The following is a 21,446-nucleotide window of genomic DNA, read 5'->3' on the forward strand; positions in this document are numbered from 1 at the left end:
TCGCGACTCAGCAGAGCTGCGCTATGCTATACAAACTCTCGTTTAACTACGCGGATTAATCAGGTTTAAAACTTGCGTAGCTGGGTTTTGTTTATTTCACCAATTATCCTGTTATGAGTAATCATCTGGTAAATTAGCTTAAAACTTTGGCCTTGCGCCAGGATAAGGATCTAGCATATTACCTTTAGAAGTAGCATTTTCATTTTTTCATTTTAGACACCCAATGCTGAACATTCCTCAATTACTGGCAACTGAAATAAACCTCAAACCCCATCAGGTGCAAAACGCGCTGGAACTTTTGGCGGAGGGTGCAACAATTCCCTTTATTGCACGTTACCGCAAAGAGCGCACCGATGAAATGAATGAAGTGCAACTACGTGAACTGGCTGATCGATATACTTATTTAACAGAACTGGAAGAACGAAAATCGGTGATTTTAAATGCGATCGCCCAACAAGGTAAACTTACAGATGAACTCAAAGCCAAAATCTCATCCTGCTTACAAAAAACTGAACTTGAGGATTTATACTTACCCTATCGACCAAAGCGACGCACCCGCGCTACCATTGCCAGAGAAAAAGGACTCGAAATACTGGCGGAATTTATCAAGTCGCTAAATGTTAAAAATGCTGCAACGGCTTCACTGGAAGAAGAAGCGGCTAAGTATATTTCTGAAAGCAAGGGAGTAAAAACAGCAGAAGAGGCGCTCAAAGGTGCTGCTGATATTTTAGCGGAAGAAGTGGCTGAAAAAGCGGAATTACGGGCATATATCCGCAATTATCTTTTAGAAGAAGGGGTATTCGTCTCCCGCATCAAAGATGATTATCCCGAAGGTACAACCAAATTTGAGATGTACCGTAACTATCAAATTAGGGTAAAAAATATTGCACCCCACAATATGCTAGCGTTGTGTCGGGGTGAAACAGAAAAAATATTAAGCTTTGAAATCGCTTTTGATGAAGATACGGTACTTTACTATTTAGAGTCGAAAGAAATTAAAACCAAAGTTCGGACAATTCGAGATTTTTATCAGGCGATGTTGAAGGATGCATTTAACCGTTTAATGAAAGTCTCTCTAATGGGAGAGGTAATTTCTGAGAAAAAAGTTTATGCAGATATAGAATCAATCAAGACATTTGAAACTAATCTGCGGGAGTTGTTGCTGTCTGCACCAGCAGGGATGAAACCAACATTGGCGATAGATCCTGGATTTAGAACTGGGTGTAAAGTTGCAGTCCTCGACCAAACAGGGAAATTTTTGGAATACCAAGCAGTATTTCCCCACCAAGCTGCTGAACAACGACTCAAAGCCGCACAAACTGTCAAAAATCTGATTGAAAAGTACAAAATTGCGTTAATCGCCATCGGTAATGGTACAGCGTCCCGCGAGACAGAGGAGTTTGTGACGCAAGTATTGCAAACCATAGAACGCAAACCAGTTAAGGTGATGGTGAATGAATCTGGCGCATCTATATATTCTGCAAGTACTGTAGCGCTGGAAGAGTTTCCCGATTTAGATATTACCGTGCGCGGTGCTATTAGTATCGGTCGCCGTTTACAAGATCCCCTAGCGGAACTTGTGAAAATCGATCCCAAATCCATTGGTGTGGGACAATATCAGCACGATGTCGATCAGAAGTTGTTGAAAAAGAAATTGGATGACACTATAGAAAGCTGCGTTAACTACGTCGGCGTAGATTTGAACACCGCCTCCAAAGAACTTCTGACTTCCGTCTCTGGGATTACGGCAAGTGTTGCTAATAATATTGTCGCCCAGCGCAACCAGCATGGAGCCTTTAAAAATCGCCGACAACTTTTGAAAGTTCCGAAACTGGGGCCAAAAGCCTTTGAACAAGCAGCGGGTTTTCTGCGGATTCGCGGCGGTGACAACCCATTAGATAATACAGCTGTGCATCCAGAAAGTTATTCTGTAGTCGAAGCGATCGCATCTGATCTAAATGTGCCATTAAATCAGGTCACACAAATTGCTGAAAAACTTAAAAAGACCAACCTGAAGAAATACGTTACCGATAGCGTTGGCGAACCGACACTACGCGACATTCTTAGCGAATTAGAAAAACCAGGTAGAGATCCTCGTGCAGAGTTTAAGTATGCCACCTTCAGAGAAGGAATTAAGGAAATTAAGGATTTAAAGGTGGGAATCGAACTGGAGGGAATCATCACCAACGTCGCCAACTTCGGCGCGTTTGTCGATATCGGCGTACATCAAGATGGCTTGGTGCATATATCCCAACTTGCCGATCGATTTGTAGACGATCCCAACAAAGTTGTCAAAGTTGGACAAGTAGTCAAGGTGCAGGTGTTAGAAATTAACGAGAAACTCAAGCGAATTAGTTTGTCGATGAAAGCAGTTAAACAATAATTAGAAACAGCAGATGGTAGTTTATCAAGTTCGATTCATCAATCCTACACTTGGGTTAGATCGCACCATTCAAGTACCAGATGATCAATATATTCTGGATATGGCAGAAGATGCTGGTATCCGCCTACCATCTGGGTGTAAGCAGGGTGAATGTTCAGCCTGTGTCGCCAAACTGATTAGTGGTGAAGTTGATCAAAGTGAGCAAAAATTTCTGCGCCCAACTGAAATACAGGCTGGTTATGTTGTTACTTGTGTAACTTACCCCTTGTCTGATTGCACTTTAGAAACCCATCAAGAACAAGTCTTGTATAAATCAGCCCTTTACTATAAGCCTGAGTCGGGAAAATCTGAGTGATTGTTACCGAATGACATTAAATTAATCTTAAATTTTAAGGATGCGTTAAATTTGTTTAACACATCCTTAAAAACAAGGTATCACAGCACTTGTAAGTTTTGCATCTATACAATAACCGCTATATTTTATAAATTATCGGCCTAACGGTAGAAGCAAATTCTACCTTGCAAGAGAGGTCAAAAGCTAGCACATAGTTAAAGATGAGATAAGAAGTTACAAAAAATCTTTAGTGATTAGGTAAGAAAAATGTTAACACCATTATTAACTGCACTAGCTACAGCTTTGAGCCTGTTGATTGTTGATTTAGTTGTTCCAGGCGTTAATATTGCTAACTTTCCCGCAGCTTTGATTGCCGCTTTAATAATTGGTCTGATTAACGGTTCAGTTAAACCAGTTTTGTCTACTCTTTCCTTACCACTTAACTTTCTATCATTTGGAGCATTTTCGCTCATCGTCAACGGTTTTTGTTTCTGGTTAGCAGCAGTGCTAGTTCCTGGGTTCGGAGTTCGTGGGATTATTGGTTTCCTTCTTGGGCCAGTAATTCTAACTTTTGCTAACACCTTCATTAACAACTACTTTGTTGAAAAAAATCTTTTAGCCAGCAGTGGTGATGTAAAAACGCAAGGTGAATTACCTTCTAGATAAATATTAAAGGGAGTAGAAATATCAATTTGATCACGTCTCTACTCCAAAGAAAATATCCGAAGGTGGATTTCCTAATTCGGTATCTTCAAAAGAATGTAACTAAACAAAATCGCAAAATTGTAACATCATGAAATTAGTTCGTTTTCTTCTAGGTTTATTAGTGCCTCCTTTAGGCGTTTTTCTGACAGTTGGAGTTGGCCCAACCTTAATTATTAACATTGTGCTCACAGTTCTAGGTTGGCTACCCGGTAGTATTCATGCAATTTGGGTGATTGCCAAGCATGAAGAACAAGTTAATCAAGAGGGACGTATTTAACTAATACGCAAAATTGATTTTAATAAATCTTAAGTGGGGTGCGTTATGGCTTTGGCCGTGACGCACCATTTTACTACGAAAATTATAATTTATAAACTATTCTAATTTTAACTTGCATAAGGTGGCTATCTTGCACACCCGATCAGAGTTTAATTTAATTCAAGCAATTTAGATGTTTTTTAACTTATCAAGCGGTGCGTTAGTCTTTGGCATAACACACCCTACGAAAACTGAGTCTTTAATAATTATACAAATACGTTGCTAGGGCACGGCAATGCCGTGCCCCTACGAAAAATCCATATGTATCAGGGTTTTTGTGAAAAAGCAGTCTAGTCTATTTATGAATAGTATCCCGTTCTTTATCAGCAGGTTGCTTCTCTTTGAACAAGTCAGCCGCCGTTAAGAGTAACTGCCTCAATGTTTGCTTGATTTGGCGCTCTTTTTTGGCTAGAGATGTACCAGCTTCACCTAGTTGATCTTCTAGTTGCGATCGCTTTTGTTCTACCTGTACAGCCATAGATTCTGCTTGAGGACGAGCTTTATCATACCAGTGTTTAGCCTCGTCCAGATAATCTTGGACTTCCATAGAACGTCCGCCATAGCGTGCAGCTAAATTCGCTCGAACAATCGCTAGCTGCGCTTGCAGTTGCGCGTAACGCTTCTTTAACAATCCTACTTCTTCACTATCTTTAATAGCATTGACAGCAGAATCAATTGCAGTTTTGGTAGTAGCAGGTTCTTGCTTACTCGTATCTTCAATCTCTGCCAAAATTACATCAATCTCTTGCTGTAGTTCTTCTTCTTCGCCATCCAGTTGAGCCTGTAACCGCTTGATATCTGTCTGAGTTTGAGCAATGCTTTCGTGTCTTTTGCTATTAATCCCTTCCAGCGCTCCTTCAATCGAAGCTGTCACTTCATCTTTGAGTTCGCCACCTTTTTCTTGGAAGTTTTCAATTACAGCAGAAACTGCATCTCTAACAAGGCTACGAAGCTCAGTAGAACCTTGTTTAAACTCAGAACCTACTTGAGAAACTGCGGATTTGACAATTTCTCGAATCCGATCAGTTCTTAATTGTCCCGTTTCTTTAGCTTGTTGCAAGTCTGCTTGAATTTGTTGTTTGATATTGTTAGGCATTTTCAACTCTTGGGATTTAACTAATTTGGATAAAATTTTCTAGACATGTTCACACATCTATATTATGGCGTAGCTTGATATAGCTAGGCACTTCCTTTAGATAGAAAATAATAGTCATAAGGAGGTAATGTGTAGGATGTTAACCATTTGTGAGATGATGAATATTTGTTGGTAGTAATTGGGAGTAAAATATGTGGCGAGTAAACATTACTTGTTCAGGGGATACTTGGAAGCTTTATGGTACTGAATTTAAAGCGATCGCCCAGAAATATCAAGGTGAATTAATTGGTTCCAAAAAAATGCCAGATGGTACGCGCATCATGTCCTATAAAATTGAGGATGTTAGTGATGCAGAAGCTTTTCAAGAAGATTGTGCAAATTTTGCTGGATTTACAACTGACTTTGAATCTCTGTAGTATTGGTTATGACACTTATGCCTGCAACCAATATGTAAAAATCGGGAGAAGTTAATTGAAAAAATTACTCACATTAGTATTAGTAACGTTTTTGTTATTAATCAGTACTTTTACTTTGCCTGCTAGTGCAGCAGATACAGTTAACGGTGAACAAATATTTAGTGTTCATTGTGCTGGTTGTCATATCAACGGCGGTAACATAGTTAGGCGCGGTAAAAATCTCAAAAAGCAAGCGCTGAAAAAGTATGGCATGGATTCAATAGAGGCAGTTACATCTATAGTAACCAATGGGAAAAATAATATGTCAGCCTACAAAAAGCGCCTCACTGAACAGCAAATTCAAGATGTTGCTACTTACGTTCTCGAACAAGCTGAAAAAGACTGGCGTTAAAAAGTTAGGAGTTAAGACTTTAGTAGTTATTAACTCTAGCAGTCCTAAATCATTCATAATAAAGTAGAAAAGTTAAAAAGGCTGTAAAAACCTGCTTGTCAACTCACTAATTATTAACTTTTCTCACTCCTAACTCCTTTGTCACTTCCAACTTCTCACTCCTGACTTGAAAATGAACTTACCCGCAGCTAGCCGTCTCCAATTCACTCCCGATTTGAACATCTGCCGCATATTAAATGGGATGTGGCAAGTCTCCGGCGGACACGGACAGATTAATCCCCAAGCCGCTATTGAGACTATGTTCAAATATTTAGATGCAGGCTTTACCACTTGGGATTTAGCAGACCATTATGGCCCTGCTGAAGACTTTATTGGTGAGTTTCGCTGTGAACTAATTGATACTCGTGGGAAAGATGCTTTATCTCAGGTGCAAGCTTTTACAAAATGGGTGCCTCGTCCAGGCAAAATGACGAAAAAACTGGTTGAGGAAAATATTGATATTTCCTTGAGAAGGATGAATGTAGAATCGTTAGATTTGATGCAATTCCACTGGTGGGAATATCAGGATAAAAATTACCTGGATGCCCTCAAATATATGGCAGAACTTCAGACTGAGGGTAAAATTAAGCATCTAGGTTTAACTAATTTTGACACGGAAAACTTGAAGATTATTACTGAAGCAGGGATCAAAATTGTTTCTAACCAAGTACAATTTTCCCTTGTTGACCGCCGCCCCGAAGTTAATATGGTACAGTTTTGTCAACAGCATGACATAAAGCTTTTTACTTACGGTACACTGTGCGGCGGTTTGTTATCAGAAAACTATTTGGGGAAACCGGAACCGCGGGGATTTGATTTGTCTACTGCTAGTTTGAAAAAATATAAAAACATGATCGATGCTTGGGGTGGTTGGCAATTATTTCAAGAGTTACTAGCTATTCTGAAGGAAATTGCTAATAAGCATGGGGTAAGCATTTCCAACGTGGCAGTGCGTTACATTTTAGATCAGCCAACTGTGGGCGGTGTGATAGTTGGTGCCAGACTTAGTGTATCTGAACATATAGAAGATAACGCCAAAGTATTTAATTTTAGTTTAGATGCTGACGATCGCGATCGCATCAATGCGGTATCTCGCCAATCACGCGATTTGTACCAGTTAATCGGCGATTGCGGCGACGAATATCGACGGTAATTTCGGGAATTGGGTGATAATACGGTGAAGGTTACTGTGGAAACTATTGCTGTCAGCCATGCCCTTAAACTTCACCTTCGCCCTCAGTCAACAGCAAACTTTTGAACTGCGCTGTGATTATGGCTCACGTCGCCTGGATAAAACGGAGTTGGCAGCGCTGATTGATTTGTCTGAGCAAAATTATTATGCTCAACAAAGAGATTATCTACCCTATCTCACCCAGTTGGGACGGCAACTTTATCAATGGCTGGATGGTAAAGAAGGATGGCTGAGAAGGGCGCTGGATGAGGCGGATGAGCAAACAATTCTTCTAGATTTGATTCAAACCAGCGAAGCAAAGGGGTTGAACCCGGAAACAGAACGGGTAGCGTTGGGATTGGCACATCTACCTTGGGAATTGCTACATGATAGTGCAGGGTTTTTAATCGAACGCCGGGATATTTCCGTTTTACCAGTGCGTTCTGTGCAGCAGCGTCAAAGCCCAGTGATTGGCGTGCAAAATCGCCCATTGCGGTTGCTGTTCATGGCGACTTCTCCTGAAGATCCCAGAGTTCCACCACTAGGGTTTGAGCAGGAAGAAGCGAACATTTTGCAAGCAACTAAGGAGCAGCCTTTGGCGTTGATTGTCGAGGAAAGCGGCTCGGTTGCGGAGTTAGCCAATTTGGTGAAATCCTACCCAGAAGACTATTTTGATGTCTTTCACCTCACGGGACACGGGATTATTTATACCCAAAAAGATTACGGCTATTTATTGCCAAAAGGTGCAATACTGGCAGACAATACCCCCTGCTTCATCACTGAAGATGAGGTGGGGAATATGCAACTTACTACCGTCAATGATTTAGCTAAAGCCTTTCGCGGACGTTGGCCGCGTGTAACTTTTCTGTCTGGTTGTCATACGGGACAGGTTCCTAACAAGGGGACAGTACCCTCAATGGCGCAGGCATTGGTGAAAGCGGGGGCAGGTATAGTTTTAGGCTGGGCGCGTCCGGTGTATGATCGCACGGGTATTGTAGCAGCACAGGCACTTTATCAAGCTTTGGCGACGGGGGCAACTGTTGAAGAAGCAGTCAAAGCGGCGCAGCAGGAGATGATTGACAAAGAATGCACCGACTGGCATCTGTTGCGGATGTATCGGGATACGCGCCCCATTGCCGAACTGGTGACACCTCTGAGAACAAGAAATCGTGAAAAGCTAAAGTTTACAGCGCCAGAGCAAGAATTTCTCGATGAGAATAATCTAGTTAAAGTTGCCAGTCGGTTTGAGTTTGTCGGACGCAGACGACCTTTGCAACAGTGTCTGAGGGCATTGCGGGAAACCAGCGACCAAATCGGGGTGTTTATTGCCGGGATGGGCGGACTGGGTAAAAGTACTCTGGCGGCGCGGTTATGTACGCGGGTGCAGACGCAGCGTGACAATTTTGCGCGAGTCGTGTTGATTGGCCCTCTGGATGAGTGGGGTTTGCTGAATAAGCTTTCTAATAAGTTTGAGCGGTTTGCAGATGTGCCGGCACTTTTAAATGAACCAAAGGTGTCTCTTAAAGGGCGGTTGCAAAACTTTTTTGCAGCAATTGAACAAGAACACAACCAACCTTTGCTGCTGGTGCTGGATGACTTTGAGCAGAATATCCCCACAACTAATATTGAAGATGGTTCGCTGCGGATGACGGTAGATGCTTACAAAATTTTAGAGGCGATTTGTGCGGCATTGGCAGAAAACGCGGCAGAAAGTCGGCTGATTGTCACCTGTCGCTATTTTAAAGCAGACACTTTGCCACCTCATCAGCTGCATTTGGAATCTTTGGCGGGGATGAGCAGCAGTGATATTGATAAAATCTGCTTCCCTTTAGATAAAGAAGTTAGGCAACAGTTAAGAACTCGGCGGATTATTAAGATTGCCGATGGTAATCCCCGCTTGCTGAAGTGGCTGTTGGAGGTGATTCAGCAACCAGGAATAGCGGCAGATGAATTATTGACTCGACTAGAAGAGACTGAGCATAAATTCCGCGAAAATATTTTGGCACAAACTCTGCTGGATGCTTTGGAATTGGAAGAACAAAAGTTTCTTGCACGGTTGAGTGTGTTTCATCTACCTGTGACAGAAGAGATTGTCAGGGCAATTTCTACCTTTGGGGAATTGGCAGTTTTGGAAAAGTTAACCAGCCTTAGCTTAGTTGAATCTGCCACCACTTACGCCAACCAGCCAGCTAATTATCGGGTGACAACAATTTTAGAACCATTGCTAGAACCAGTGTTGAGTGAGGAAGAGTGGCAAGCAACCCGACAGCAAGCGGTAAAGAAAATCCATCAAGCTTGGTGGGAGGATAATGAAGACCACACAGAAGCAGAAGCATTGGAAATTGTACGTTTGGGATTACTGGCGAAAGAGCAAGAAATTGCTGTCAGCATTGGGGATAGGATTGTAACCTACTGGATAAACAATTCACGCTTTGTGGAAGCTTTAGAGTTATGTCAGCAAATCTTGGCAGTTTATCAAAACTGCCGCATCTTGGAAACCATCGCCCGTGCTGAATATGTTTTAGGTTTTGTGCAAAAGGCTGTCGACCATTATCAGGAAGCTTTAGACCTGTGTCCTGAAGAAGAATTGCAACAAAAAGCCATTACCCTGATCAACATGGCACTGATATTCGCCAACCAAGGGGACATCGCTAGAGCGATCGCACTTTGGGAGCAATCTTTGGAAATATCTGAGCAGATTGGCGATGTCAAAGGTAAAGCCGCTACTCTCAACAACATGGCACAGATATTCGCCCAACAAGGGGACATCTCAAGAGCGATCGCACTTTGGGGGCAATCCTTGGAAATACAACAGCAGATTGGTGATGTCGGTGGTAAAGCCACTAGTCTGGGCAACATGGCACAGGTAATCGCCCAACAAGGAGACATTCTAAAAGCGCTCACACTTTGGGAGCAATCCTTGGAAATACAACAGCAGATAAGTGATGTCAAAAGTGAAGCCGCTACCTTCAGCAGCATGGCAGAGGTAATCGCCCAACAAGGGGACATCGCAAAGGCGATCACACTTTGGGAGCAATCCTTGGAAATACAACAGCAGATTGGCGATGTCGGTAGTAAAGCTACTACCCTCAACAACATGGCAGGTGTAATTGCCGACCAAGGGGACATCGCAAGGGCGATCGCACTTTGGGAGCAATCCTTGGAAATACAACAGCAGATTGGCGATGTGGTTGGTGAAGCTGCCACTCTCAACAACATGGCAGGTGTAATCGCCGACCAAGGGGACATTGCAAGAGCGATCGCACTCTACAGGCAAGTTGCTTCCACACTTGCACAAATAAGTGCATACGGTGACTTGGTAACAGTTCTGAAAAATTTAAGCGTAACAGATGAAAGCAACGATTTGATTTACCTAGCTCAAACAATCTGGCTAACACTGAGAATTCAAGCGCCCTTAGCAGATACTATTTATTTAATCGGTGCTTTATATAATGCAGTAATTCAAGGCGATGAACTACAAGCTTTGCTAGGTGCAACCGCAATATTCTTTTGCGCCCGCCGAGGTGAAGGTCATCTGCGGTTAGAGGAACTTCAAAATGTAAGTTTCGAGATGATAGCAGGGGTGGCGGATGTCCAAGGAATTGAGACGCAGGAAGCATTTGATAATTGGTATGTCCAGCAACGGCTAAATGATCCAGAATATTTCTTTCTCCTACTCAATCAACGCCTAGAGGAGATTGTCGGCGATGGGTGGTTATTTGACCCCAGTCAAGTTTCAATGGGTGGATAAGGAAAGATGCGATCAGGTTAATCTTAATGATTTTTATTGGCTTGTCCAGAGAGGAGATGCGATGAAGATAAGGGGAAATGCGATCGCGTTACTCTTAAATTAATCGCTCACAATGTAACCAGCTTATGCAGTCCTTCAATATAACCCTGCCAGATGCGATCGCTTAGGCAACTATGATTATTGTTGGATTGCTAAGTGGAGAAATGCGATCACGTTAATCTTAAATTAATTGGCGACAATGTAAAAAGCTTCTACAATCAGTCCTCTAGACTCATTCATGAGTATAAAAGACTCGTTCACGAGTATCAAAGACTCGTCGGCGAGTATAAAAGACTCGTCAGCGAGTATAAAAGACTCGTTCACGAGTATAAAAGACTCGCTCACGAGTATAAAAGACTCGCTCACGAGTATAAAAGGCTCATTCACGAGTATAAAAGACTCATTCACGAGTATAAAAGACTCATTCACGAGTATAAAAGACTCGCTCACGAGTATAAAAGACTCGTCGGCGAGTATAAAAGACTCATTCACGAGTATCAAAGACTCGTCAGCGAGTATCAAAGACTCGTCGGCTGTTCTGACTTTGCTCAGTAACTAGAAAACCTCTCTCTAAATCTCTCTCCTACAAGGAGGAGCCACTGCGTTGGGCGGCTCTGCCGACTTGAAGCAGGTGGCGTTAGAGACTTTGAAATTTCCCCCCTTCCCGCGTCGGGAAGGGGATTAGGGGGTTAGGTTTTTCGTGGGCTTTTCCACTTGACGTGAATTGTCAGATCGGCTGTTTGGTAGAGTGCTTAGGGACAACATAACGCAGTAAAAACAACTTGGAAGGTGCTTTACCTTGCTAACCCACCTACAAAGGTTATTAATCTGCTTTGTATATCTGTTTATGCTTGGCTAAAAGCTGTTGATATTTCTCGTTTGTCTTTGCTTCTACCCACTTAGCTTTAAATATTGCTGCTGATTCCGCTTTCACTGAGTCTACTTCATAAGGAAGAATCTCTTTTTTTGAATTAGAATCTTCCAAATTTTTTTTATATTTCCTGCCACTCTTATGATTAGCATAACGGCGAGAGCGAGTATAACCCATTTGGATAAACTTTCGTGCCATATCTGCGCCGACAAAATCATCTTGCTCTAAATAATCAAGAAAAAGCTCGTATATTTTTTCACTCGACTCTCTAGCAATATCAGGAGTTTTAAACCGCCAGTAAGGAAGAATTTCTGATTTGTATGGTTCAACCAAAAGTACACCCTGCTCACCCTTGCCAACACGATATAGTTCGGGATGTTGGCGAAAATCGAGATTTTTAAAGTCTAAAGAATAATCAAAAGCCATGCGAAGTGTTTATTATAAATAATAAACTTTAATAAAAAAGTCGAGCTTCTATCTCTGTAGGGAAATTTTATTTTATTATGCTATCTAGCACCCAATCCGTGAACAGTGTCCTTGCTCCGGGTAATCTGCGTAAAGTGCATCACATTGCCCTCAACGTCAAAGATATGCAAGCTTCCCGCTACTTTTATGGCACAATCCTCGGTTTGCATGAACTTACAGGCGACGAAGTACCCGCAACTCTGGTGGAACTTGTCGCATCTGGGAAAGTAGCCAACTTTATCACCCCGGATGGAACGATACTGGATTTATTTGGGGAACCAAAGTTATCACCACCAAATCCAGACCCCGAAAAGACTTTCACCAGAGCGTACCATCTAGCCTTTGATATAGATCAGCAGTTATTCGATCGCGCGGTGACAGTGATCAGAGAAAATAAAATAGCGATCGCTCATGGCCCAGTCACTCGCCCTACTGGTAGAGGAGTGTATTTTTACGATCCAGATGGCTTTATGATTGAAATTCGTTGCGATCCAGAAGCTAGTTAACTTAAAGGCGATCGCAAAAGTATCTACTATGAGCGGGAAACTCATGCAAATATTTAAACTAATCGAAGAGACGATCACAAAACCACCAATTCCGCACGAACCATACAAGCAATCATTGAAAGCTTGGACGATGTATTGTTTGCGAGACAAAGGTTTTAAAGTCGTTTATGCTCAAAATGCTGATTTTGCCATTGAAACTAAAGGCGCAGAAAAGCTGTATTTTAAAGTTTCAAATAGCGCCGATGATTTAGATAATTCTCTTAGCTGGATTGTTTGGGATAGTGCAACCAAAAGCGCCACCCTCATTCCCAAAAAATAGACTGATGGTTGAATTAAGCTTTAGATAATTTATATTCATCGATACATTTTTTCGTTGCTTCTTAACCTTGGTTGTGAACAAGAGTAATTTAGATGCGTTTGCCCTTTTTTATTGTGATATACTGCCCAAGCCTCATCTTGTCACTAAATTGCTAGAATCAGGTTTCTCAAATACCATTAAATGCTGTTGAGGTAACAAGTTTTTAGTTTCCCGCCAAACCAAACCAACAGCTTGCATTTCTTTACGGACTTGCTTTTGAGTCATTTTGTGCAGACCTTTAATCAGAATAAAGGGATTTTCGCCCCGGTACTCAACCAAAACCACCCTACCACCAGGTTTAAGTCCTTTGACAATTCCTTGCATCACTTCTTGGGGATACTCAAGTTCATGATAAGCATCCACCATCAGTGCCAAATCGACACTTTCAGGTGGTAAATTTGGGTCAGTAAGGGTTGCTAAAACAGGCTCAACATTGGTGATATTTTTCTCTTTTTTGAACAACTCAATGATTTCTAACATTTCTGGCTGAACATCCACAGCCAACACTTTACCTGCTGTTAATAGCGGCGCGATGCGAAAGCTTAAGTAACCTGTACCAGCCCCAATATCCGCCACCAGATCATTCGGTTTCAGATTGAGGACGTTGACTACCTTAATTGGCTGTTCCTCTCCCTCTCGCCTTGGACGTTCTAGCCAGCCAGCGCCTGTATATCCCATAACTTTGGCAATTTCTCGCCCCATGTAATATTTGCCGATACCATCTGGATTATGGATAATATGCTGTTCATAAACTGTTGTGGATGAAGATGCAGCTTGTGCTGTCAGGGTTGGGTTCAGCAGTGAGCAACTCAATATCACAACAAGAGTTACTATAAAGTGGAGAAAATTTGACATTTGGTTATGACTGATCAGGATAGCTATAAGCAGCAACTAAGAGAATTCTATGGTAGTAGAACGACTTATGACCATGAGGAAGGTACTCGCCATCCTCTAGAAGCCAAGCTTCTACTTGAATTTGTGCCGCTAGATTCGGGACAGAAAATTCTTGATGTGGCGACTGGAACAGGTTTAGTTGCGATACCCGCATCTGAAAAAGTTGGTTCAGAGGGCTACGTGATTGGGATTGACATGACCCCTGAAATGTTGCATCAAGCAAGACTTAAAATTGCAGCAGCAAAATTACAAAATATCGAGTTGATTGAGGCGGATGCAGAATATTTAAACTTTAGTGATAGTAGTTTTGATGTTGTCTTTTGCTGTGAAGCCATTGTCCTTTTTCCTGATATCCTTGCTACTTTGCAAAAGTGGTACGGCTACTTGAAAACAGGAGGGTATGTAGCATTTACCTGTCCTCCCGAAACTGCTTATATGGCATCTCTTCAGCAGAAGATTTGCGCTAGAGTTTTGGGCGTGTCATTACCACATATCCTTGAACCATTGGGAACTCCAGAAAAATGTCGAAATTTGCTCAATCAGGCAGGTTTTAGAGATATCGAAATTAAGATTGAACCATCAGGACGTTATCGCCAGCTTAGGGATAGCAGATTATCTGAGACAGTAATTAAGATAAATTTTAAAGGTAATCCTTTGTTGTCAACATTATCACCAGAACAATTAAATCAGTTGCAAGTTGAATATAAAACAGAAATTGAGAAACTAGCAACTGATCAAGGTCTTTGGATAGACACTACAAAGTTCTTTGTTCGCGCTCGAAAATAAGGTGATCAGTAAAGCTTTGTTCCTGAACTGACTAATGATTCTTTGATGGTACAGAGCAAGCGCAATCCGCTTGGGTTAAGGCTAAAATCTTTTGTCAAAGTCAATTTTTTTATGGAACCACAGAGGCGCAAAGAACACCGAGAGAAGAAATGCTTAACTGAACTGTATTGATTGCGGATTTATTTGTGGGGTCAATCCAAAATCTAAAATCCAAAATTGTCTGACAGCTTAACCTCCTAGACCGATGTAGAAGTAAACATTTTCAGATTTACTTGAAGTAGCCCCTTGAAAAATTTGTAATCCAACCTTTGGACGCTTATATGCAATACCTGTCCCTGATGTTAGTGCCTGTACTCGCTGCACAGAAAGTAGCAGGTGACGGTTTAATTAAACCTCTCGGTCATCATGAACTGCTGTTGGTGCTGGTACAACTGTCACTGTTGCTTCTGGTAGCGCGGGGATTAGGTGAGTTGATGCGCCGGATTAACCTACCACCTGTTGTTGGGGAATTACTGGCTGGTGTGCTGCTGGGCCCTTCTCTATTTGGTTTGCTCCTTCCAGACTTACAGGCGCACATCTTTCCCAAAAGTCAAGAACAGTCTAATTTACTTTCGGTGATTTCTTGGTTAGGCGTGTTATTTTTACTGATTGTGACTGGGTTGGAGACGGATCTAAAGCTGATTCTGCGTAAGGGTAAAACGGCTCTGCTGATTTCACTGGGCGGAATTATTGTCCCGTTTATTACCGGATTTGGATTGGGCTGGTTATTACCAGATAATTTTTTAGCCGATCCACAAAAGCGACTAGTATTTAGTCTGTTCATCGCCACAGCAATGAGTATTTCGGCAGTACCAGTGATTGCTAAGGTGCTGATGGACTTAAACCTGATTCGCCGTGACATTGGTCAAGTCACCTTAGCTGCTGGTATGACTGACGACACCATTGGCTGGATTTTACTTTCTGTGGTTTCAGGTCTAGCTAGTAGCGGCAAATTTGACCTTGGGACAATTTTCCATTCCGTGAGTGCAGCTATATTGTTTTTAGCGATCGCTTTCACCATTGGGCGTACCATTGTAGACCAGATTTTGCGCTGGGTTGATGACTACGTTGGCGGAATCGCCGCTAGTATGTCGGTTGTGCTGATTCTTTCGCTCTCAGCAGCAGCACTTACCCATGCGTTAGGTCTAGAAGCAGCATTAGGTGCTTTCGTGCTGGGGATTCTAGCAGGTCAATCCCGCCGCTTTAGCAATGAAGCTGGACACATGCTAGAAGTCTTCACAGCAGCCTTTCTAGCGCCAATTTTCTTCGCTTCAGCTGGCTTGAAAGTTAACTTGCTAACCCTGTTAGTGCCCCAGACGTTGCTATTTGGCTTGATTGTTCTCGCTGTTGCCTGTATTGGGAAATTTACAGGTGCTTACATTGGTTCTCGCGTCGGCGGCTTGAGTCATTGGGAAGGTTTGGCAATGGGTTCCGGGATGAATGCTCGCGGGGCGATGGAAATTGTCGTTGCGACGATTGGTTTATCTTTGGGAGTGCTGAATCCACAGATGTACTCGATTATTGTTATGGTGGCGATCGTCACTTCCTTAATGGCTCCACCCCTTTTGCGCTGGACTTTATCAAAAGTGGTTATGAGTGAAGAGGAAGCTCGACGTTTGGAACAAGAAGAACAGGATAGCCACAGCTTTATTAAGCAAATTCAGCGTGTCTTAATACCGACTAGCGGTGGCCCCAACATCCAACTCGCAGCGCAACTAGTTGGCTACATGGCTCACCAAAACTCGATAGAAGTTACATCTCTATATGCCCTGAGTGACAAGCAGCCCCAAAAAAAAGCCCGCCGCACGGCAACCCAGGTAAAAGACACTGCTGCCGAGGAAGCTTTGGCTTCTGTTGCCGAGGAAATGCAGCTACCTGCTGATACCACCCTGCAAGCAAAAACGGAGTCTGGACGTAGTAAAGCGGAGGTAATTCTAAATGAAGCGAACAAAAACTATGACTTGATCGTACTGGGAGCTTCTGAACAGATACGCCCCCAGAAAGCATTGTTCAATTTGCTTGTAGACCGGGTAGTACAAGAAGCGCCTTGTGCAACGATGGTGGTGAAATCGCACTTACTCCAACCTAAAGGCGAGATATGCAAAATCGCTCAACAAAAGCTGACAAAGATTCTGGTGCCAACGGTGGGGACAGAATACGGCAAAAATGCTGTAGAGATGGCAAGTACGATCGCTGCTCAAACAGGGGCATTAGTTATGATCGTTAACGTGATTAATTTGCCACAGGTCGAGTATATTCTTTACGAACAGCGATCGCTAGCTCCAGTCAAGGAAATTGCCCATGAACTACTCGAACAGCAAGCAGCAACTGGTCGCAATCTAGGTGCTGATGTCAAAACCTATATTCTTCAAGGAACCAGCCCAGAAAAGGAAATCCTCAAGTTTGCCCAAACCAATGAAGTTGACCTAATTATTCTCGGGAGTAGTATCCGAATGGTTACAGGTCGCGTTTTCTTCGGTCACAGAGTGGATGCAATTCTGAATAGAGCACATTGCCCAGTAGCAGTAATTACTACGCCATAGTTGTATTGATTAGATACATTTAGTTTGTTTCAATATAGCTATATTCACATAGATTACCAATCTCAGGATCTAAGCAAACTTTTCTTTAATGATTTGACCTTAGCGCGAAGCCCTGGAAGTGACTGATCTTTGCAAATTAGCTAGAGCGCGATTGTAATCTAAAATAGCTGCGACTCGATTACCTTCTGCTCTTGTCAGGTCATTTTCAGCATCAATCACCTCCGTTTGAGTACCCACACCAGCTTGGAACCTCAGCCTTGCTAAATTGACAGCTTCCCTGGCTTGATTTAAAGCCACACTAGAAGTTTGCACATTATTTAAATTGGATTGCAATTGAGAATAGTACTGTTCTACATCAAAGCGAATTTGGTTGCGCTGGCTAGCAAATTGAGACTCTGCGATCCCAATATTAGCTCTCGACTGATCTGCACGCGCTTTTGCTACTCCCCCATCAAACAAACTTACATTTCCTTGGAGTCCCGCTGAATAACCATCAGTAATGCTGACGCCATCATTATACCGATCTAGCAGATTGTAGTTGCCTACCAAACTAATTTGCGGCCCTAGCTGTGAAAGCGCCTGTCGTCGCTGTTGCTCGTAAATATTACGTTGTGCCAAATTCTGTGGCAATTCTGGACGATTTTGAAACGCTTGGACAATTGTTTGTTCCAGCGTTGGCTGCCAAAGACCCGCTAGTTGTACGGGATCTGCTGCACTGATATTAACTGACTGCGACAAACTTAACAAGGTTGCAAGCTGACGACGGGCAATTTGCTGCTGTGAGATAGAATTAGTCAGGTTTTGTTGGGCATTTGCTAAATTCACCTGAGCTTGCAGCACATCAAACCGTGTACCCACTCCAGCCTGTTCTCTAGCTTGAGTATCCCGCAAACTAGCCTGGGCATTTGCCACAGCAGACCGATTAATTCTTACTGATTCATCAGCTTGTTGCAAATCGTAGTATTGAGTGCTGGCATTCAACCTAATTGTAAGAGACTGAGTTTCAACATCAAATTCATCCACACGTAGTTGTTCTTCAGCTGCTCGGATACTTGCCTCTCGATTACCAGAGGTATAAAGGTCATAATTCAGTTGTACTGAACCATTGAAAGTGGTGCTGCTTTGAGATGAATTGTTAGTAAAACCATTCCCACTATTAGTTACACGACTGTCAAAACCAAGAGTAGGAAACAAGGCAGCTTGAGACTCGCGTAGCGCCGCGCGACTACGTTCTAACTGTAATAAGGCTACCTGTAAGTCTCGATTATTGCGTTTTGCTAGTTCCAAAGCCTGTGCCAAACTGATTGGCACAGTTTGCTGAATCCTTACTTCCTCCGGTTTGGTAGGAAATTGGAGAGGATTGGAATTGGGGTTGAGGGAATTGGGAACCTGTGCAGAGCTTGAGGAATTCTGCGCTTTTGGGGGAGTTGCTGCACTTGTTAAAGTTGGAAAAAAAATAGCGATGCCTGACGGCAAGGCTACCGCCAACGCTACGGTAATCCAGGTAGAATGTACGGAGAATAAGCTGAGATTCATAATAATGATGTAGTCATTAATTAGGTTTTTTTGAGGATACAATCACCTGATTGACCTGACAATGGTTTAAATTTTAAATTCCCCCTCATACCAATTTAATGTGAAGCTGCACTAAATGAGTAACTCTCTATTCTTGGCGCTCTTGGCGTACTTGGCGGTTCGTTTAATATTCTGTCCATCTTCATACAGAATTGGTATCAAAAGGTTGATATTAACAAATTAACCTACAATCAAACCATCCTGAACTCGAATAATCCTGTTGGTTTGAGCAGCTATATCTGGCTCATGAGTGACAATCACAATTGTGATCCCTTGGTCATTAAGTTCTGTTAGCAAACTCATCACCTCATAGGATGTTTCAGTATCTAAAGCTCCTGTTGGCTCATCTGCCAAAACTAATGCAGGTCGGTTGACCAAAGCACGAGCTATAGCTACCCGTTGTTGTTGTCCCCCAGAGAGTTGACTGGGACGGTTAGATATCCGTGCGCCTAGTCCTACCTTTTCCAAGGCTTCTAATGCCCGTTGACGGCGTTTTGGCTTAGGCAAGTTAGCGTAAATCATTGGTAACATGACGTTTTCCAGCGCTGTCGCCCGCGCCAATAAGTTAAATTGTTGGAAAACAAAACCTATTCTTTGGTTGCGGATATAGGCTAATTCATCATCATCAAAAGTCGTCAGGTTTCTGCCTTCAAAAATATAGTCTCCAGTTGTGGGACGATCCAGACATCCCAAAATATTCATCAGCGTGGATTTACCCGAACCTGATACACCCATAATGGAGACGTATTCCCCTTCCTCTATGGAGAGTTGAATTCCCTTAAGTATTGGAACACTAACTTCTCCCAAGTGATAGGTTTTGGTAATCGATTCCATCCAAATCATAGTTGTCATATTAACTTCGGCTTATAAATTGTTATTTGTTGGTTGTCAATTTTTCAAAAATTACATTGATTGTATAACCTGCGAATAATTAAAATTTATTCACCAGGCTATTTGCAAATAATCTGCAATATTAGGATATAAAATTATCAGCAAATAGAATATATAGCAAGGGACTGGAGACTAGGGACTGGGTGAAAAGCCTTTTTGTGTCTAAGTTTTATCATCTGTTAATGTCCTAACCACCTTGGCTGTTGCTATAGTTTTTTGCAATTAAAAACCATAATGACCATCTAATTAGAATTGGTAGTTACGAGCAAAAAGCAGTTAGCATATCTGCTGGTGCTTCTGGTTCAACACAGACAAAGTGCATATATAGCAAGGGACTGGGGACTGGGGAATGGGTGAAAAGCCTTTTTGTGTCTAAGTTTTATCATTTGTTAATGTCATAACCACCTTAGCTGTTGCTATATTTACCAAACTTCGGCGGGTTTAAGTGCCCGGCTAATAAGCCGCAAGTTTTGTGGCGGGGTCTAAATCCCTGTTACAAAACTGTACTTCCGACTTCCGACTTCCGACTTCCGACTTCTTTAACTGTTTTAAGAGATGCTTTGAATTTTTAAATTTTCTTTTTTTGAATTATTTAGTCACTACGTAAAGCGGTGATTGGATCTAATTTGGATGCGTTCCGGGCTGGAATTACCCCAGCTACTAAGCCAACGGTTAACGAGAGTACAAAGCCAGCAATGATCGACAATAAAGAAATTACAAACGGAAACTTGAAAACGTTTGCAGCGACAAAAGCTAATAAAACTCCAGTCGTCATGCCAATACCTCCGCCAACAATGGAAATCACGATCGCTTCGGCTAAAAATTGATTAAGGATTGCAGAATTGGTGGCTCCTACGGCTTTACGAATCCCGATTTCCCGCGTTCGCTCAACCACGGAAACTAGCATAATATTGGCAATACCAATTCCACCAACCACCAGGGAAATTCCAGCGATCGCTACCACCATTACTGTAAATAAACCCACAATACTAGTAAAGGTACTAACAATATCAGCTTGATTAGTCAGCCGAAAATCATCAGCTTGCGGCGGATAAATGTTGTGACGCAGCCGTAAGAGATTGGTGACTTGAAACTGAGCGGCTTCTAACTGCTCCTGATTAGCGCCTTTGACTAAAATTCCACTTACAGAAACGCCTACTAAGGCATTGTTACCAACCAGTCTCTTGGACATAGTAGTTAGAGGGATGAAAATCTGGTCATCTCGATCCATCGGGCCTTGAGCGCCTTTAGGCTCCATCACCCCAATTACTTCATAAGCCTCTCCCTGAATCCGAATTCGCTCACCGATCGGATTTACACCCTTTCCAAAGAGTGTGGTTTGGACTGTGGGACCAAGAATGGCAAGCTGTGCGGCAATATCTAGTTCTTCTTGGGTAAAATATCTCCCTTGTTGGGGGTGGGTATTTCTGACTTCTGGGTAGTTCAAATCTGTGCCATAAATGGTTGTTGAGGTGTTCTGTCCTGCATATACAACTTGGGCGCTGCGTTGGAGATAAGCAGAAACCATCTGTGCTGATGGCGCTTGTGTAGCGATCGCCTTAGCATCTTCCCAAGTCAAGGTGCTGCTAGAACCTACTCCTTGACGGACATTCCCGCTTCTTGCAGCACCCGCTAAGATTTGGATCACATCTGTACCCAACGCTTGTATCTGTTGCTCAACCCCCTTTTGCACTCCCTGACCGACAGAAGTAATGGCAATGACCGAAGAAATCCCAATAATCACGCCCAACATAGTTAGACCTGTGCGTAATTTGTTACTCCACAAAGTCTCTGCCGCCATTGTCAAGATTTCCAGCAACGGTACTGTGCGCGTATTCTTAGCTTTGTAAAAGCCCTTAAATATCTTAAACATAAGG

At 42.6% G+C, this 21,446-nt stretch carries 19 protein-coding genes; 12 read left to right on the plus strand and 7 right to left on the minus strand.

Annotation, left to right across the window (positions count from 1 at the left end; genetic code table 11):
• Nucleotides 1-223 precede the first annotated feature (223 nt).
• The 4 genes from V7K35_RS18325 to V7K35_RS18340 all read left to right on the plus strand — a co-directional run bounded on the left by V7K35_RS18325 (nt 224) and on the right by V7K35_RS18340 (nt 3,699).
• Nucleotides 224-2,383: a Tex family protein gene (locus V7K35_RS18325; protein WP_335080629.1), complete on the plus strand. Its 2,160-nt coding sequence runs from the start codon at nt 224-226 to the stop codon at nt 2,381-2,383.
• A 13-nt stretch (nt 2,384-2,396) separates the two neighbouring features.
• Nucleotides 2,397-2,738 carry a 2Fe-2S iron-sulfur cluster-binding protein gene (locus V7K35_RS18330; RefSeq protein ID WP_335080630.1) on the plus strand — a complete coding sequence of 114 codons (342 nt, stop codon included), beginning with the start codon at nt 2,397-2,399 and terminating at the stop codon, nt 2,736-2,738.
• Nucleotides 2,739-2,984: 246 nt separating this feature from the next.
• A complete protein-coding gene (locus tag V7K35_RS18335) occupies nt 2,985-3,383 on the plus strand; it encodes a phage holin family protein (protein ID WP_335080631.1) in 399 nt (132 codons plus the stop codon).
• Between the two features lie 127 nt (nt 3,384-3,510).
• Entirely contained in the window at nt 3,511-3,699 is a 189-nt protein-coding gene (locus tag V7K35_RS18340; protein ID WP_334795633.1) for a YqaE/Pmp3 family membrane protein, read from the plus strand.
• Nucleotides 3,700-4,033: 334 nt separating this feature from the next.
• On the opposite strand, the gene V7K35_RS18345 is transcribed toward V7K35_RS18340, so the two are convergent.
• Complete coding sequence (locus tag V7K35_RS18345) at nt 4,034-4,834, minus strand: histidine kinase (RefSeq protein ID WP_335080632.1); 801 nt, start codon at nt 4,832-4,834, stop codon at nt 4,034-4,036.
• A 191-nt stretch (nt 4,835-5,025) separates the two neighbouring features.
• On the opposite strand from V7K35_RS18345, the gene V7K35_RS18350 reads away from it, so the two are divergent.
• The 4 genes from V7K35_RS18350 to V7K35_RS18365 all read left to right on the plus strand — a co-directional run bounded on the left by V7K35_RS18350 (nt 5,026) and on the right by V7K35_RS18365 (nt 10,602).
• Nucleotides 5,026-5,250 carry a hypothetical protein gene (locus tag V7K35_RS18350; RefSeq protein WP_335080633.1) on the plus strand — a complete coding sequence of 75 codons (225 nt, stop codon included), beginning with the start codon at nt 5,026-5,028 and terminating at the stop codon, nt 5,248-5,250.
• A 55-nt stretch (nt 5,251-5,305) separates the two neighbouring features.
• Complete coding sequence (gene petJ, locus V7K35_RS18355) at nt 5,306-5,641, plus strand: cytochrome c6 PetJ (protein WP_335080634.1); 336 nt, start codon at nt 5,306-5,308, stop codon at nt 5,639-5,641.
• A 172-nt stretch (nt 5,642-5,813) separates the two neighbouring features.
• Nucleotides 5,814-6,833 (plus strand): aldo/keto reductase, encoded by a 1,020-nt coding sequence (locus V7K35_RS18360; RefSeq protein WP_335080635.1) that lies wholly within the window; start codon nt 5,814-5,816, stop codon nt 6,831-6,833.
• Between the two features lie 58 nt (nt 6,834-6,891).
• Nucleotides 6,892-10,602 (plus strand): tetratricopeptide repeat protein, encoded by a 3,711-nt coding sequence (locus tag V7K35_RS18365; RefSeq protein WP_335080636.1) that lies wholly within the window; start codon nt 6,892-6,894, stop codon nt 10,600-10,602.
• Nucleotides 10,603-10,827: 225 nt separating this feature from the next.
• On the opposite strand, the gene V7K35_RS18370 is transcribed toward V7K35_RS18365, so the two are convergent.
• Nucleotides 10,828-11,163: a hypothetical protein gene (locus V7K35_RS18370; RefSeq protein ID WP_335080637.1), complete on the minus strand. Its 336-nt coding sequence runs from the start codon at nt 11,161-11,163 to the stop codon at nt 10,828-10,830.
• Nucleotides 11,164-11,464: 301 nt separating this feature from the next.
• A complete protein-coding gene (locus V7K35_RS18375) occupies nt 11,465-11,938 on the minus strand; it encodes a DUF4385 domain-containing protein (protein WP_335080638.1) in 474 nt (157 codons plus the stop codon).
• Nucleotides 11,939-12,015: 77 nt separating this feature from the next.
• Between V7K35_RS18375 and V7K35_RS18380 the strand changes: the two genes are divergently transcribed.
• Both V7K35_RS18380 and V7K35_RS18385 read left to right on the plus strand, forming a co-directional pair.
• Nucleotides 12,016-12,483 (plus strand): VOC family protein, encoded by a 468-nt coding sequence (locus V7K35_RS18380; protein WP_335080639.1) that lies wholly within the window; start codon nt 12,016-12,018, stop codon nt 12,481-12,483.
• Nucleotides 12,484-12,526: 43 nt separating this feature from the next.
• Entirely contained in the window at nt 12,527-12,802 is a 276-nt protein-coding gene (locus tag V7K35_RS18385) for a hypothetical protein (RefSeq protein ID WP_335080640.1), read from the plus strand.
• A 132-nt stretch (nt 12,803-12,934) separates the two neighbouring features.
• Here the strand turns inward: V7K35_RS18385 and V7K35_RS18390 are convergent, their stop codons facing one another.
• Nucleotides 12,935-13,696 (minus strand): class I SAM-dependent methyltransferase, encoded by a 762-nt coding sequence (locus V7K35_RS18390; RefSeq protein WP_335080641.1) that lies wholly within the window; start codon nt 13,694-13,696, stop codon nt 12,935-12,937.
• 6 nt (nt 13,697-13,702) lie between these two features.
• Between V7K35_RS18390 and V7K35_RS18395 the strand changes: the two genes are divergently transcribed.
• Together V7K35_RS18395 and V7K35_RS18400 are read left to right on the plus strand one after the other, a co-directional pair.
• Nucleotides 13,703-14,521, plus strand: a complete 819-nt coding sequence (locus tag V7K35_RS18395; RefSeq protein WP_335080642.1) for a class I SAM-dependent methyltransferase — start codon at nt 13,703-13,705, stop codon at nt 14,519-14,521.
• A gap of 320 nt (nt 14,522-14,841) precedes the next feature.
• Nucleotides 14,842-17,103, plus strand: coding sequence for a cation:proton antiporter domain-containing protein (locus tag V7K35_RS18400; RefSeq protein ID WP_335080643.1), 2,262 nt, complete (start codon nt 14,842-14,844; stop codon nt 17,101-17,103).
• A gap of 99 nt (nt 17,104-17,202) precedes the next feature.
• On the opposite strand, the gene V7K35_RS18405 is transcribed toward V7K35_RS18400, so the two are convergent.
• From V7K35_RS18405 to V7K35_RS18415, 3 genes are all read right to left on the minus strand, one after another.
• A complete protein-coding gene (locus V7K35_RS18405; RefSeq protein ID WP_335080644.1) occupies nt 17,203-18,639 on the minus strand; it encodes a TolC family protein in 1,437 nt (478 codons plus the stop codon).
• A 219-nt stretch (nt 18,640-18,858) separates the two neighbouring features.
• Nucleotides 18,859-19,530, minus strand: a complete 672-nt coding sequence (locus tag V7K35_RS18410) for an ABC transporter ATP-binding protein (protein ID WP_273766836.1) — start codon at nt 19,528-19,530, stop codon at nt 18,859-18,861.
• Between the two features lie 631 nt (nt 19,531-20,161).
• The gene (locus V7K35_RS18415) at nt 20,162-21,442 is read right to left on the minus strand and encodes an ABC transporter permease (RefSeq protein ID WP_442939742.1); all 1,281 of its coding nucleotides are present in this window, start codon (nt 21,440-21,442) and stop codon (nt 20,162-20,164) included.
• Nucleotides 21,443-21,446 lie beyond the last annotated feature (4 nt).

It is taken from the genome of Nostoc sp. (assembly GCF_036917275.1).
In the GTDB taxonomy this organism is placed as follows: Bacteria; Cyanobacteriota; Cyanobacteriia; order Cyanobacteriales; family Nostocaceae; genus Nostoc.